This is a genomic window from Streptomyces calvus (genome assembly GCF_006782915.1).
Classification (GTDB): domain Bacteria; phylum Actinomycetota; class Actinomycetes; order Streptomycetales; family Streptomycetaceae; genus Streptomyces; species Streptomyces calvus.
In genome coordinates, this window is sequence record NZ_VCNP01000045.1 from 15,463 (window position 1) to 30,381 (window position 14,919).

The 14,919-nt window shown below is 70.5% G+C and carries 12 protein-coding genes; 2 read left to right on the forward strand and 10 right to left on the reverse strand.

Annotated elements, in window-relative coordinates; translation table 11 throughout:
• Positions 1–771: 771 nt before the first annotated feature.
• On the forward strand, positions 772–1,299 hold the full coding sequence (locus FGW31_RS22035) for a universal stress protein (protein WP_142195200.1): 528 nt from the start codon (positions 772–774) through the stop codon (positions 1,297–1,299).
• 113 nt (positions 1,300–1,412) lie between these two features.
• Here FGW31_RS22035 and glmS read toward each other — a convergent pair whose 3' ends face one another.
• The gene (glmS, locus tag FGW31_RS22040; protein ID WP_142195201.1) at positions 1,413–3,230 is read right to left on the reverse strand and encodes a glutamine--fructose-6-phosphate transaminase (isomerizing); all 1,818 of its coding nucleotides are present in this window, start codon (positions 3,228–3,230) and stop codon (positions 1,413–1,415) included.
• A gap of 26 nt (positions 3,231–3,256) precedes the next feature.
• The gene (locus FGW31_RS22045) at positions 3,257–3,514 is read right to left on the reverse strand and encodes a hypothetical protein (protein WP_142195202.1); all 258 of its coding nucleotides are present in this window, start codon (positions 3,512–3,514) and stop codon (positions 3,257–3,259) included.
• 249 nt (positions 3,515–3,763) lie between these two features.
• Here FGW31_RS22045 and FGW31_RS22050 point away from each other — a divergent pair, with 249 nt between their 5' ends.
• Positions 3,764–5,380, forward strand: coding sequence for a beta-N-acetylhexosaminidase (locus FGW31_RS22050; protein WP_142195203.1), 1,617 nt, complete (start codon positions 3,764–3,766; stop codon positions 5,378–5,380).
• Positions 5,381–5,464: 84 nt separating this feature from the next.
• On the opposite strand, the gene FGW31_RS22055 is transcribed toward FGW31_RS22050, so the two are convergent.
• The 8 genes from FGW31_RS22055 to FGW31_RS22090 form a co-directional block, all read right to left on the reverse strand.
• Positions 5,465–7,237 (reverse strand): IucA/IucC family protein, encoded by a 1,773-nt coding sequence (locus tag FGW31_RS22055; protein WP_142195204.1) that lies wholly within the window; start codon positions 7,235–7,237, stop codon positions 5,465–5,467.
• Positions 7,234–7,773: a GNAT family N-acetyltransferase gene (locus tag FGW31_RS22060; RefSeq protein ID WP_142195205.1), complete on the reverse strand. Its 540-nt coding sequence runs from the start codon at positions 7,771–7,773 to the stop codon at positions 7,234–7,236. Before FGW31_RS22060 ends, FGW31_RS22055 begins: the two co-directional genes overlap by 4 nt.
• Positions 7,770–9,062 carry a lysine N(6)-hydroxylase/L-ornithine N(5)-oxygenase family protein gene (locus tag FGW31_RS22065; RefSeq protein WP_142195206.1) on the reverse strand — a complete coding sequence of 431 codons (1,293 nt, stop codon included), beginning with the start codon at positions 9,060–9,062 and terminating at the stop codon, positions 7,770–7,772. The genes FGW31_RS22060 and FGW31_RS22065 overlap by 4 nt, the downstream gene beginning before the upstream one ends.
• A complete protein-coding gene (gene desA, locus FGW31_RS22070) occupies positions 9,046–10,503 on the reverse strand; it encodes a lysine decarboxylase DesA (protein ID WP_142195207.1) in 1,458 nt (485 codons plus the stop codon). The genes FGW31_RS22065 and desA overlap by 17 nt, the downstream gene beginning before the upstream one ends.
• Before the next feature lie 162 nt (positions 10,504–10,665).
• A complete protein-coding gene (locus tag FGW31_RS22075; RefSeq protein WP_142195208.1) occupies positions 10,666–11,547 on the reverse strand; it encodes a siderophore-interacting protein in 882 nt (293 codons plus the stop codon).
• Between the two features lie 28 nt (positions 11,548–11,575).
• Positions 11,576–12,619 carry an ABC transporter substrate-binding protein gene (locus FGW31_RS22080; protein ID WP_142195209.1) on the reverse strand — a complete coding sequence of 348 codons (1,044 nt, stop codon included), beginning with the start codon at positions 12,617–12,619 and terminating at the stop codon, positions 11,576–11,578.
• 211 nt (positions 12,620–12,830) lie between these two features.
• The gene (locus tag FGW31_RS22085) at positions 12,831–13,991 is read right to left on the reverse strand and encodes an acyl-CoA dehydrogenase family protein (RefSeq protein ID WP_142195210.1); all 1,161 of its coding nucleotides are present in this window, start codon (positions 13,989–13,991) and stop codon (positions 12,831–12,833) included.
• A 5-nt stretch (positions 13,992–13,996) separates the two neighbouring features.
• Positions 13,997–14,917, reverse strand: coding sequence for a hydroxymethylglutaryl-CoA lyase (locus tag FGW31_RS22090; RefSeq protein WP_220510938.1), 921 nt, complete (start codon positions 14,915–14,917; stop codon positions 13,997–13,999).
• Between the last annotated feature and the right edge of the window lie 2 nt (positions 14,918–14,919).

Below are 14,919 nucleotides of genomic sequence, written 5' to 3' on the forward strand. Positions count from 1 at the left end.
CACTCGTGGGGCGTGCAGGGAAGTGCGCCTTGTCGCAGTGGCCAATCCCCGTAGGGTGCGCAGGGCGCCCCAGGCCCTTTCCGTGCAGGTCGAACGGGGGTTGAGGGGTGGGTGGAACCCCGAATGCACGGGAACCGGAAGTTGGCTGAAAAGATTCGGCCGCGGGCATGGAAACCGGTCAACCGACCGGTGTATCCCCGCCATCGTGCCGCAAGTCCGTCACCACCGTGCCAGGAGTCCCTCCGCCGGCGTGCCGGGAAGCCCGTCGGCGCCGTGCCGGGAGTCGCGTCGCCGTCGCGCCGGGAGTCGCGTCGCGCCTGGGTGTCCGGCGTGCCGGCGCCGGCCCCGCAAGGGCTCCGCGCCCGCCCGGCGGACCGGGTCGCACGCCGGGCCCGGGCGCGCCCCGGCCGTGCGCTCCCGCCGGTGCGGCACCGGGTCCGGCTGTCGGGCGCCGCCTGTGGCGTGGCTCACGGAACTCGACGCGCGACCGGGCCGCCGGTACCGCGGGTGCAGGGCGGACGCCCCGGTGGGGGTCACTCTCCCGGCGACGTGAATCCCGGGCAAACCGCCTGTACAAGGCAGCAACCATTGCGTGACGGGCAGACCCTCGTGCATGCTCCGGGGAACCCGCCAGCCGACAGGTGCGGGATCTGGGCAGAGGAGGCGTGCCGCCGTACCCTTGGGGGTATGGGGTTGGGAAGACCATTCCCGGACACAGCTCCGCCGCACACTGTCGTCCACCGTTCAAAGGATCACCACCCCGAGACAGCCATGGCCGGTCACGAATTCTTCGAACCCGCGGACCGCAAGCGGTCGGTCGCCGATCCCACGGCAGCCGAACCCCTGGCGGCGGAGGAGCCACGCCACGCCTGCGACCCCGCCTTCCGGCATGGTGTCGTCGTCGGCTTCGACGGCTCCACCTCCAGTGAACGGGCCCTCGCGTACGCCATCGGCATGGCGCGCCGCCTCGGCTCGGGCCTGATCATCGTCCATGTCGCCAACCGGCTGCCCACCACCGTGTGGGCGGGCTGCGAGCCACCGGTCTTCGTGGACGTCCCGGACCACCGCACCGAGGTGCTCGGCCTCGAACTGGCCTGTGCGGACTATCTGGCCGAGGTGCCGTGGATCCTCGTCGAGCGCGGCGGTGACATCTGCCACGAACTCGAAGAGGTGGGGCGGGAGTACGAGGCCGATGCGATCGTCGTGGGTTCCACCCACGGTCTCGTGGGGCGGATCTTCGGTTCTGTTGCCGGGCGGCTGGCCAAGCGGGCGCAGCGGCCGGTCGTTGTCATTCCGTAAGTCGAGGACGGGCCCCGTGCGTTGCGTGGCAACGCACGGGGCCCGTTCTGTTTCCGTCGGCCTGTGCGGGGGTTCTGCGGTCTCTCGCGCAGTTCCCCGCGCCCCTGGGCGGTCTACTCGACCGTCACCGACTTGGCGAGGTTGCGGGGCTTGTCGATGTCCCGGCCCAGGGCCAACGCCGTGTGGTAGGCGAGGAGTTGCAGTGGGATGCCCATGAGGATCGGGTCCAGCTCGTCCTCGTTCTTCGGGACGACCACGGTGTGGTCGGCCTTCTCCTGCTCCTGGTGGGCGACGGCCACGATCCGGCCGCTGCGGGCCTTGATCTCCTCCATGGCCGCGCGGTTCTTCTCCAGCAGGTCGTCGTCCGGGACGATGGCGACCGTGGGCATGGCCGGCTCGATCAGGGCCAGCGGGCCGTGCTTGAGCTCGGACGCCGGGTAGGCCTCCGCGTGGATGTAGGAGACCTCCTTCAGCTTCAGGGAGGCCTCGCGGGCCACCGGGTAGCCCCGTACACGGCCGATGAAGAGCATCGAGCGGGCCTCGGCGTACTCCAGGGCCAGCTTCCGGATCTCCTCCTCCTGCTCCATGATCTCGGCGATCTGGTCCGGGAGCCGGCGCAGGCCCTCGATGATCCGCTTGCCGTCGCGCACCGACAGGTCACGCGTGCGGCCCAGGTGCAGGGCGAGCAGGGCGAAGGCGACGCAGGTGTTGGTGAAGCACTTGGTGGACACCACGCACACCTCGGGCCCGGCGTGCACGTAGACGCCGCCGTCCGCCTCGCGGGCGATCGCGGAGCCGACGACGTTCACCACGCCGAGGACGCGAGCGCCCTTGCGCTTCAGCTCCTGCACGGCCGCCAGCACGTCGTACGTCTCACCGGACTGGGAGACGGCGATGTACAGGGTGTCGGGGTCCACGACCGCGTTGCGGTAGCGGAACTCGGAGGCCGGCTCGGCGTCGGCGGGGATGCGGGCCAGCTCCTCGATCATCTGCGCGCCGATCATGCCGGCGTGGTACGAGGTGCCGCAGCCGAGGATCTTCACACGGCGGATCCGGCGCGCCTCGCGGGCGTCCAGGTTGAGGCCGCCCAGGTGCACGGTGGAGAAGCGGTCGTCGATCCGGCCGCGCAGCACGCGGTCCACGGCCTCCGCCTGCTCGTGGATCTCCTTGTGCATGTAGGTGTCGTGGCCGCCCATGTCGTAGGAGGCCGCCTCCCACTCCACGGTGGTCGGCTCGGCGGTCGTCCGGGTGCCCTCGGTGGTGTAGGTGCGGAAGTCGTCGGCCTTGAGGGTGGCCATCTCGCCGTCGTCGAGGGTGACGATCTGCCGCGTGTGGGCGACCAGCGCCGCTATGTCGGAGGCGACGAACATCTCCTTCTCGCCGATGCCGAGGACGACCGGCGAGCCGTTGCGGGCCACCACGATGCGGTCCGGGAAGTCGGCGTGCAGGACGGCGATGCCGTAGGTGCCCTCGATGAGGCGCACGGTCTCGCGGACCTTGTCCTCCAGCTTCTCGGCCCGGGAGCGGGCGATGAGGTGGGTGAGGACCTCGGTGTCCGTCTCGGAGAGGAACACCACCCCGTCCGCCTCCAGCTTGCGGCGCAGGTCGGAGGCGTTGTCGATGATGCCGTTGTGGACGACGGCGACCTTGCCCTCGGCGTCCAGGTGCGGGTGGGCGTTCACGTCGGACGGGGCGCCGTGGGTGGCCCAGCGGGTGTGGGCGATGCCGGTGGTGCCCTTGAAGCGCGCCGGGACCTTGGCCTCCAGGTCACGCACCCGGCCCTTGGCCTTGACCATCTTCAGGCCGGAGGTCTTCGGCGACGTGACGGCGATGCCCGCCGAGTCGTAGCCGCGGTACTCCAGGCGCTGCAGGCCCTCGAGCAGCAGGGGAGCGACCTCGCGCCTGCCGATGTATCCGACGATTCCGCACATATGGGTTGGTTCCTAGCCGTAGGTGATTATCCGTAGACGATGCGCCGCAGTTGCCGGAGCGAGAGCTCGGGCGGGGCGACCGCGCGGTATCTCAGGTCCGCCGCGATCCGTTCGAAGATCGTCGCGTTCACCAGGCCCTGGGCCTGGAGTTCGCGGTGGCGGCGACGGACGTACTCCTCGGTCGTCTCGTCGAAGTAGGCGAGCACGTCCTGGATCACGCGCAGCGCCTCGCCCCGGCTGAGGGGCGTGGACCGCGTCAGATGATCAACAAGTTCGTCGTGCACCCGATGATCCTGGGGTACCGGCGACGGTTTCGCAAGAAACGTGCCCGATTTCGGGCAGAGGACCGAGGGTGGGGGTGGTTTCGTTCCTGTTCGGGCGCCGGGCACGGAAGCCTCACCATCGGCGGTCCATGTGCCGTCCTTCTGGATGATTCGTTCCGCGGGGTGATTGATTCACCGGATCTGCGGGAGAGTGGTCCATACCCATCCGGCTTCCCCCGCGGAGCCAAGGAGTTGAGAAAGGGAGCGCGTGTGAGACGGCAACGACGGCACCACCGAACGACTCCCCGCACCGCCCGGCTGCTCGGGTCCCTGCTGCTGGTGACGGCGGCCGGGGCCTTCACCCTGGGAGCGAGCGCCGCCCCGGGCGCGGCCGCCGCCCCCGTCCCGCTGGACCGGGTGATCCCGGCCCCCGCCTCGGTCGACCCGGGCGGATCCCCGTACCGCATCACCGAGGACACCCGGATCCGGGTCGACGGCTCGCGCGAGGCCCGTCGCGTCGGCGAGTACCTCGCCGAGGTGCTGCGGCCCTCCACCGGCCACCCCCTGCCGGTCACCGAGGACGGCCGCGGCGGCATCCGCCTCCGCCTCGCCGACGGCCCCTACGGAGCGGAGGGCTACCGCCTCGACAGCGGCCGCTCGGGCGTCACCCTCACCGCCGCGAAGCCCGCCGGGCTCTTCCACGGTGTGCAGACCCTGCGCCAACTGCTCCCGGCGGCCGTCGAGAAGGACACCGTGCAGCCCGGCCCCTGGCTGGTGGCCGGCGGCACCATCGAGGACTCCCCGCGCTACGGCTGGCGCGGCGCCATGCTCGACGTGTCCCGGCACTTCTTCTCCGTCGACGAGGTCAAGCGCTACATCGACCAGATCGCCCTGTACAAGCTCAACAAGCTCCACCTGCACCTCAGCGACGACCAGGGCTGGCGCATCGCCGTCGACTCCTGGCCCCGGCTGGCCGCGTACGGCGGCTCCACCGAGGTCGGCGGCGGTCCCGGCGGCCACTACACCAAGGCCGACTACAAGGAGATCGTCCGCTACGCCGCCTCCCGCCACCTGGAGGTCGTCCCGGAGATCGACATGCCGGGCCACACCAACGCGGCCCTCGCCTCCTACGCCGACCTCAACTGCGACGGCGTCGCGCCGCCGCTCTACACCGGCACCGAGGTCGGCTTCAGCTCGCTGTGCGTCGGCAAGGAGATCACGTACGACTTCGTCGACGACGTGGTGCGCGAGCTGGCGGAGATCACTCCCGGCCGCTGGTTCCACATCGGCGGCGACGAGGCGCACTCCACCTCGCACGAGGACTACGTGAAGTTCATGGAGCGGGTGCAGCCGATCGTCGCCGAGTACGGCAAGACGGTCATCGGCTGGCACCAGCTGACCGGCGCCACCCCGGCCAAGGGGGCCCTCGCCCAGTACTGGGGCCTGGACCGCACCAGCGACGCGGAGAAGGAGCAGGTCGCCGAGGCCGCCCGCAACGGCACCGGGCTCGTCCTGTCCCCGGCCGACCGCATCTACCTCGACATGAAGTACGACAAGAACACCCCGCTGGGCCTGGCGTGGGCCGGCCATGTCGAGGTGCAGCGGTCCTACGACTGGGACCCGGGCGCCTATCTGCCGGGCGTGCCCGAGTCCGCGGTGCGCGGCATCGAGGCGCCGCTGTGGACGGAGACCCTGGAGAACTCCGGCCACCTGGAGTACATGGCCTTCCCGAGGCTGCCCGGGGCCGCCGAGCTCGGCTGGTCGCCCGCGGCCACGCACGACTGGGAGGACTACCGGCAGCGGCTCGCCGCGCAGGCACCGCGCTGGGACGCGCTCGGCATCGGCTACTACAGGTCGCCGCAGGTGCCCTGGCCGGCACAGGAGTAGCAGGAGCACACAGGAACGCAGGAACGGAAAACGCCGGCGGGCACCCCGGAGGACCGTACTCCGGGGTGCCCGCCCGTTCTCGGGTCAGAACGCCGCGAGGGGGTTCTTCAGCGTGCCGACCAGCTGGAGCGCGCCGGACGGGTCGGCGAGGTCGACCATCTGCCGGTTGTCGCGCAGCTGGAGCCGGTTGAGGCAGGACAGCGCGAACTCCGGCGCGAACATGTCGTACCGGTCGAACCGGTCGGCGAGTTCGGGCACCGACGCCTGGTACTCGCGGGTGACCTCCGCGACCGTGCGCCAGAAGCCGTCCTCGTCGAGGACGCCCTCCTCGGCCAGGTTGGCGGCGAGGAAGCGGAAGAAGCAGTCGAAGACGTCCGTGAAGATCGACAGCAGCTTCTTGTCCTCGGGGACCTCCACGCGGATGCGGGCCACCTCCGGCGGCAGCACCGCGTCCGGGTCCATCACCGCGATCTCCTCGGCGATGTCCTTGTAGACCGCCCGCCGCACCACGCCGTCCTCCAGCACGAGGATCACGTTCTCGCCGTGCGGCATGTACACCAGGTCGTAGGCGTAGAAGCTGTGCAGCAGCGGGACGTAGTAGGCGCGCAGGTAGTGCCGCAGCCAGTCGGCCGGGGCGAGGCCCGAACGCTCGATCAGCGCGCCCGCGAAGGACCTGCCCTCGTGGTCGACGTGGACCAGGGACGCCATGGTGGCCAGGGACTCGCCGTCCTCCAGGGACGGCACCGGGCTCTCCCGCCACAGCGCGGCCAGCATCTTGCGGTACGGCGAGTAGCGGTCCGTGGCCTGCTCGTACTCCAGGTGCCGGTAGCCGACCGCCGCCCGCTCCCGGATGATCGACAGCCCCGTGGACCGCAGCACCGGGTCGCCGGCGACGAGCTGCGCCAGCCAGTCGTTGATCGCCGGGGTGGCCTCCATGTAGGCGGCCGACAGGCCCCGCATGAAGCCCATGTTGAGGACGGACAGGGCCGTCTTCACGTAGTGCTTCTCCGGGTGGGACCGGTTGAAGAAGGTGCGGATGGACTGCTGCGCCAGGTACTCGTCGTCGCCCTCGCCGAGGCAGACCAGGTGCCGGCGGGCGACCTCGGCGGCGAAGGTGACGGACAGCTTGTTCCACCACTGCCAGGGGTGGACGGGGATCAGCAAGTAGTCGGCGGGGTCGAGGTCCTGCTCGCGCAGGACGCCGTGGAACCGCTCGACGGTCTCCGCGCCCAGCTCCTGCCGGACGAACGACTCGTACTCGATGCCCGCGCCCGCCGTGAACGCGGCCCGCGAGCGGTGCGCGGCCAGCCACACCAGCTTCACCGGGTTCGCCGTCTCCGGCGCGTAGGCGAGGTACTCGTGGACGCCGAAGCCGAGACGGCCGTTGTTGGCGACGAAGCAGGGGTGGCCCTCGGTCATCCCGGTCTCGATCGCCTGGAAACCGGCGTCGACCAGCTCGGCGGCCGTGACCTGCGGTTTGGTGAGCTTGTAGCAGGTGCCGGACAGGGTGGAGGAGATCTCCTCCAGGTACACCGGCAGGATCTCCTCGCTCAGCCCCAGCGACTTCTGCAGCTCGATGAAGAAGTCCAGTGCGGCGAGCGGCAGTTCGGCGTCGTCGCGGTGGCGGGTGATCGAGTCGGCGTCGACCTGCCAGTGGTCGAGCGCGCGGCGTGCCGCGGTGAACGTGTACCGGGTCCGGCCGTCGTCGCTGCGGACGACGTAGCGGCCGTCGCCGGTGGCCTCCGGTGCGACGAGCCGCTCGTGGGCGAACTCGGCGAGTGCCTTGCGGATCAGCAGGCGGTTGGCCCGCGCCCAGCGGTGGGGGGACAGGTGCGCCACGGCGTCGGACAGGGTCATACGGCAACTCCTCGTGCGGCCAGGAACTGTGCGCGGGTGCAGAAGCTGAGCAGCGCGCGCTTCTCCGGCTTGTCGATCTCGCGGACGGCTTCGAAGCCCACGGCCTCGTTGAGCGCGTGCACGGCCTTGTTGGACACGTCGGGCTCGACCACGACCCGCCGGGTGCCCGGGTCGGCGAACAGCTCCTCCATCACGGCGGTGATGACGGCCCGGGTGAAGCCGTGGATCGGCCGGTCGGTGGGGGCGACCAGGAAGTGCATGCCGACGTCGCCGGGCTCGGGCTCGTACAGGCCGACCAGTTCGACGTACCGGGGGTCGTACTTCTCCATCAGGAACGCCGGTTCGCCGTCGTGCAGGCCCAGGTAGGCGTGGTGGTGCTCGTGGGCGGCGATGCGCATGTACTCGCGCTCGACGTCCTGCAGTCTCGCGTCCTGCATCATCCAGAAGGCCGCCTTGGGGTCGGTGACCCAGCGGTGCAGCAGCTCGGCGTCGTGCAGCGGGTCGACGGGGCGGACGGTGAAGGTACCGATGCTCATACGGCGAACTCCTGGAACGCGATGGTCTTCTCGACCGGGTAGTACTCGGTGCCGAGCAGCTCGCGGATGATGGACGCGTTCCGGTACGGCCCCATGCCCAGGTCCGGGCTGGTGATGCTGTGCGTGTGGACACCGGCGTTCTGCAGGAAGACGCCGCGGCCGGTGACGTCGATGGCGTAGTTGCGGCCCACGTCGAAGCGGCCGTGCCCGTCGAAACGGAGCCGTTCGCGGACCGGGTCGAGGAAGGCCGGCGGCTCGTAGTGGTAGCCGGTGGCCAGCACCAGGCCCTCGGTGCGGATCTCGAAGTCCTTGTCCTGCTCGTCCTGGTGGAAGCCGAGCGTGTAGCCGCCGTCCTCGTAGCGCGCGCTGGTCAGGGAGGAGTTGGTGAGCAGCCGGGTCGGCAGCGGGCGGTCGCCGCTTTCGACGTTCTTCTGGTACAGCAGGTCGAAGATCGCGTCGATCAGCTCCGAGTTGATGCCCTTGAACAGGCCCTTCTGCTGCTTCTCCAGCCGGTAGCGGGTCTCCTCGGGCAGCGCGCGGAAGTAGTCGATGTAGTCCGGGGAGGTCATCTCCAGGGTCAGCTTGGTGTACTCCAGCGGGAAGAACCGCGGGGAGCGGGTGACCCAGTTCAGCCGGTAGCCGTGGACGTCGATCTCCGAGAGCAGTTCGTAGTAGATTTCGGCGGCGCTCTGCCCGCTGCCGACGATCGTGATCGACTCCTTCTCCAGCAGCTCCGCCTTGCGGTGCATGTACTGCGCGTTGTGGAACAGGCCGCCGTCCAGCCCGCGGCACGGCTCGGGCACGAACGGGACGGTTCCGGTGCCGAGCACGAGGTGCCGGGCCCGGTACGTCTCACCGGCCGCCGTCGCCACCGCGTACAGCCCCTCGCGCTCGTCGTACGTCACCGCGGTGACCGTCGTGCCGAAGCGGATGCTGCTCAGCTGCTCGGCGGCCCAGCGGCAGTAGTCGTCGTACTCGACGCGCAGCGGGTAGAAGTTCTCGCGTATGTAGAACGAGTACAGCCGGCCCTTCTGCTTCAGGTAGTTCAGGAAGGAGTACGGCGACGTCGGGTCGGCGAGGGTGACCAGGTCCGACATGAACGGCGTCTGGAGGTGGGCGCCGTCGAGGAACATCCCGGCGTGCCACTCGAAGTGCGGCTTCGACTCCAGGAACACGCCGCTGAGTTCGTCGATGGGCTCGGTGAGGCAGGCGAGGCCGAGGTTGAACGGGCCGAGCCCGATGCCCACGAAGTCGTAGGTCTCTTCCGTGGTGTCAGCAAGCGCGGTCAAGGGACTCTCCCAGGTACTGCTCGGCGTGGCCGGCGATCAGATCGAGGACGGCGGAGATGTCGGCCGTCGTGGTCTCGGGGTTCAGCAGGGTGAACTTCAGGTAGTGGCGCCCGGCGACCTTGGTGCCCGCGACGACCGCGTCACCGGAGGCGAACAGCGCCTTGCGGGCGTAGAGGTTGGCCCGGTCGATCTCGGCCGGGTCGGTGACGGAGGCCGGAACGTAGCGGAAGACCAGGGTGGACAGGCTCGGCTCGACCACCACGTCGTAGCGCGGGTCGGCGGCCAGCAGCTTCCAGCCCTCGGCGGCCAGGTCGCACACCTCGTCGAAGAGCTGACCGATGCCGTCGGCGCCCATCACGCGCAGCGTCATCCACAGCTTCAGCGCGTCGAAGCGGCGGGTGGTCTGCAGGGACTTGTCGACCTGGTTGGGGATGCGCTCCTCGACCATGCGGCGCGGGTTGAGGTACTCCGCGTGGTAGGTGGCGTGCCGCAGCGTGGCCGCGTCGCGGACCAGCACGGCGGAGGAACTGACGGGCTGGAAGAAGGACTTGTGGTAGTCGACGGTGACGGAGTCGGCGCGCTCGATGCCGTCGATGCGGTCGCGGTACTTCAGCGAGGCGAGCAGTCCGCAGCCGTAGGCGGCGTCCACGTGCATCCACGCGCCGTAGCGCTGGCACAGTTCGGCGATCTCGGGCAGCGGGTCGATGGAGCCGAAGTCGGTGGTGCCGGCGGTGGCGACGACGGCCATCGGGACCAGGCCCGCCTCGGTGCAGCGTGCCAGCTCGTGGGCGAGGGCGACGGTCTGCAGCCGCTTGTCGTGGTCGACGGGTATCGACACGACGGCGTCCGGTCCGAGACCGAGGAGTTTCGCGGACTTCTTCACGCTGAAGTGGCTGACCTCGGAGGCGAAGACGCGCAGTTTCGTCAGGTCCGCCCGTCCGTCCCGCCCGGGCTTGGCCTCCTCGCGGGCGAGCAGCAGCGCCTGGAGGTTGGACTGGGTGCCGCCGGAGGTGAACACGCCGTCGGCGGCCGGGCCGAGTCCGATGCGCCGGGTCGTCCAGTCGATCAGTTTCCGCTCGATGAGGGTGCCGCCGGCCGACTGGTCCCAGGTGTCCAGGGAGGAGTTGACGGCGGAGAGCACCGCCTCGCCGAGCACCGCCGGGATGACGACGGGGCAGTTGAGGTGGGCGAGGTAGCGGGGGTGGTGGAAGTAGATCGCGTCCCGGAGGTAGACGTCCTCCAGCTCGTCCAGCGCGGCGGTGGTGTCGCCGAGCGGCCGGTCGAGGTCGACGGCGTCGATGAGCGGGGCGAGGGCGTCGACCGTGACGCCGGTGAACGGCCGGTCGGTGGTGGCGAGTTTGGCGGCCACCCGCTCGACTCCTTGGGTCACGGAGCGGCGGTACTGCTCCGCGGTGGTGTCGTTGAGCAGGTGCGAGCGCATGTGGGGGTCCTCCGGTGGGGACGGTCCGGTGCGGGACGCGGGCCCGCGGTGCGTTACTTAGGTTAGCCTAACCTAAGTAACTCTGGTCCCGTCCTGTCCCGGTCGTGACTGTGATCACTCCGGTGCCGGGAGTGAGCGGCGGAAAGCGAACGGCCGTCGGCCTCACGCCTGTTCGCGCAGCTGCTCCTCGGTCATCCCGCGGCGCCAGTAGCCGACGAAGGTGACGCGCCGGCGGTCGATGCCGCGCTCGCCCACGAAGTGCCGCCGCAGCTGCTTCACACAGCCGGACTCGCCCGCGATCCAGACGTACGGCCGCTCGTGCGGCGGGAGTTCGGCGGCGCGGACACTATCCAGGGCCATGGGGGAGCCCTGGACGTGCCCGTCGCCGTCGTCCTCGCCGCCGCGGACGAACCAGGTGACCTCCGCGTCGGCCGCGGTGGCCGGGTCGTGGACGTCCCCGGCCTGCGGCACCTCCAGCCACACCCGGGCGCGGGTGCCGGGCGGCAGGGACTCCAGGACCGCCTCCGCCGCGGGCAGGGCGGTCTCGTCCGCCCACAGCAGGAGCAGATCGGTGTCCTCGGGCGGGCGGAAGCGGATCGCGCGGTTGTCGGCGACCGCGGGACCGAGCAGCAGCACCCGGTCACCCGCGGCGGCCCCGGCGGCCCAGCGGGACGCCGGGCCCGCCTCCGGCGAGGTGCCGGGCCCGATGCCGTGCAGCACGAAGTCGATGTCGACCTCGGTGGTGTCCCCCTCCGCGTCCCTGCGCAGCGACCGCAGCGTGTACGAGCGCATCACCGCCCGCACGTCGTCGGGCAGTTCGCGCCAGCCCTGCCACCAGCTGTCGCCGAGGTGGACCGGCACGGCCGGCTCGCTCTGGCCCGGATGCGGCAGGAACAGCGTCAGCGACTGGTCCAGCCCGTCGGAGCGGAAGGCCTGCAGGTCCGGGCCCGTGAAGGTGACCCGGACCAGCGACGGGCCGAGCCGCCTCGTCGCCTTGACCTGGAGGGAGAAGAAGCGGAACGGGGCGGCTACGGCGGTGGTCACGGCTGCGGCTCCGGAGCGGGGGGCGGGGTCAGCTGACCTTCTTGGCCTTCTCGATGGCCTCGGCGAGGTTCTCCACCAGCGGCACGCACTTGTCGTACGACAGGATCGGCTCGGCGGAACGCGCGATGACCTGGCCGGCCTTGACCGCGGGGAGCTTCTTCCAGGTCGCCTCGGTGATGTCGGCGGGCTGGATGGCCGAGGAGCGGTCGTCCATCATGATGACGTCGGCCCGGTACTTGTCGACGTTCTCCCAGCTGAGGCTCTCGAACCAGCCGCCGCCCTCGGCCTTGGCCTTCTCCGGCGGCTCGACGAAGTTCACGCCGAGGGCCTTGAAGTACTCCAGGTCGATGGAGAGGTTGGTGCCGGAGACGTAGAAGAGCTCCGGGCTCGCCGAGCCGACCATCACCTTGATGTCGGGGTGGGCCTTGGCGGCCTTGCGCAGCCGCTCGGAGGCCTCCTCGAAGCGCTTCTTGGCGTCGGTGGCCCTGGCCGCCTTCATGTCGCCGCCGAGGGACTCGGCCAGCTCCCACATCCGCTGCAGCGGGGCGGTCAGCTGACGGTCGAACACGGAGATGCCGACGCTCGGGGCCAGCTTGGCGATCTTGTCCTTGGACGCCTCGGGGACGTACCAGAGGGTGCCGGCGTCGTCGAACATCGTGGAGATCAGGACGTCGGGCGCGAGGGCCGCGTACTTCTCGACGTTGAACTGGTCCCAGACGTTGCCCAGGACGGTCACCTTGCTGATGTCCATGTCGCCGGCCTGGACGTCGGGCTTGCCGTCCTTGGTCTCGGTCGGCCCGAAGACGCCCTTGACCTGCACGCCGTAGTCGTACAGCGCGGCGGCCACGCCGGTGAACGCGACGATGTTCGCGGGGGTCCTGTCCAGCTTCACGGTGGTGCCGCGGTCGTCCTTGAAGGACCACGGGCCGGACGCGCCGGCCCCCGCCGCGTCCGAGCCGCCGCCGTTCGCGTCCTCGTCCCCGCAGGCGGCGAGAACGGCGCCGAGTCCGAGGGCGCCGCCGGCGGCGAGCAGTCCCCGGCGGGAGAAGCGGGCGGAGTGGGCGTTCGACATGGCTGGGTCTGCTTTCGTGCGTACGGAGCGTGCCTTGGCTGAAACCAGGCTTAGGTTAGCCTAACCTCATGATCTGTCCAGGGGGTGTTCGGTATCCATCTCCTCACGGCCGCCCGGAATGCCCGCCCCGGGCCGTGATGATCGTCACGCGCGCAGACGGACGGCCCGCGTCGCGGTCGACGCGGGCCGTCACGCGGAGGGTCGGACGACGTCAGCCCGCCAGCCCCAACTCCCGTGCGATCAGCATGCGCTGGACCTCGCTCGTGCCCTCGCCGATCTCCAGGATCTTCGAGTCGCGCCACATCCGGGCCACCGGGTACTCGTTCATGAAGCCGTAGCCGCCGTGGATCTGCGTGGCCTCGCGCGCGTTGTCCACCGCGACCGTGGAGGAGTACAGCTTCGCCAGCGCCGCCTCCTTCTTGAACGGCTCACCGGCCACCAGACGGCTCGCCGCGTCCCGCCAGGCCAGCCGGGCCGTGTGCGCCTTCATCTCCATGTCGGCGATCTTGAACTGGATGGCCTGGTTGGCGCCGATCGGACGGCCGAACGCGTGGCGTTCCTTCGCGTACTTCACCGACTCGTCCACACAGCCCTGCGCCAGACCCGTGGCCAGCGCCGCGATGGCGATGCGGCCCTCGTCCAGGATCCGCAGGAACTGCGCGTACCCGCGGCCCTGCTCGCCCAGCAGGTTCGCCGCAGGCACCCGGACGTCCTGGAAGGACAACTCCCGTGTGTCCGAGGCGTTCCAGCCGACCTTCGAGTACGGCGCCGCCACCGTGAAGCCCGGCGTGCCCGACGGCACGATGATCGCCGAGATCAGCGGCCTGCCGTCCGGCTTGCGCCCGGTGACCGCCGTGACCGTCACCAGACCCGTGATGTCGGTGCCCGAGTTGGTGATGAAGCACTTGGTGCCGTTGATCACCCACTCGTTCGTCGACTCGTCCAGCCGGGCCGTCGTACGGGTCGCGCCCGCGTCGCTGCCGCCGTCCGGCTCCGTCAGGCCGAACGCGCCCAGCATCTCGCCCGAGCACAGCCGCGGCAGCCACTGCCGCTTCTGCTCCTCGGTGCCGAACAGGTGCAGCGGCATCGCGCCGAGCGAGACACCGGCCTCCAGGGTGATGGCCACCGACGAGTCCACCCGGGCCAGTTCCTCCAGGGCCACGCCCAGCGCGAAGTAGTCGCCGCCCATGCCGCCGTACTCCTCCGGGAACGGCAGGCCGAACAGCCCCATGCGGCCCATCTCCCGCACGATCTCGTACGGGAACTCGTGCCGCTCGTAGAAGTCGCCGATCTTCGGCGCCACCACGTCGTGTGCGAACTCCTCCACCGTGCGGCGGAGTTCTTCCAGTTCGGGGGAGAGCTTGTGGTCCATGGCGTTCACTGCTCCTGGTGGGAGAGGGCTCGTACGGTGCGGGACGGGCTGGGTCGGCCCAGGTGCGCGGCCATCCAGACGCTCGTGGCGACCAGACGGCCGAGATCGATCCCGGTGTCGATGCCGAGGCCCCGCAGCATCCACACGAGGTCCTCGGTGGCGAGATTGCCGGTGGCGGACTTCGCGTACGGGCAGCCGCCCAGCCCGCCCGCGGAGGCGTCGACGGTGGTGACGCCCTGCTGGAGCGCGGCCAGCGTGTTGGACAGGGCCTGGCCGTAGGTGTCGTGGAAGTGCACGCCCAGCGCGGACACCGGCACGCCTGCCCCGGCGAGCGCGGCCAGCAGCGCGGTCACATGGCCCGGGGTGGCCACGCCGATGGTGTCGCCCAGGCTCAGCTCGTCGCAGCCCATGTCCAGCAGCGCCCGGCACACCCTCACCACCTGCGGGACGGCGACCGCGCCCTCCCACGGGTCGCCGAAGCACATCGACAGATAGCCGCGGACGTGGACGTCCTGCGCCTTCGCCCGCCGTACCACCGGCTCGAACATCGCCAGCGCCTCGTCCACCGTGCGGTTGAGGTTGGCCCTGGCGAAGGACTCCGTGGCACTGGCGAACACCGCCACCCGCCGGGCGCCGAGCGCCAGCGCCCGGTCCAGGCCCCGCTCGTTCGGCACCAGGACCGGCAGCGCCACCGGCAGGTCGGCGACCGCCTGGTACAGGTCCTCGGCGTCCGCCAGCTGCGGCACCCACTTCGGGTGGACGAAGCTCGTCGCCTCGATCGTGGTCAGGCCGGTGCCGGCCAGACGGCGGACGAACTCCGCCTTGACGGCCGTGGGCACGGTCGCCTTCTCGTTCTGCAGCCCGTCCCGCGCCCCGACCTCGTGGATGCGCACCCGCGCGGGCAGCCCGTCGGCCGGTACGGTCATGG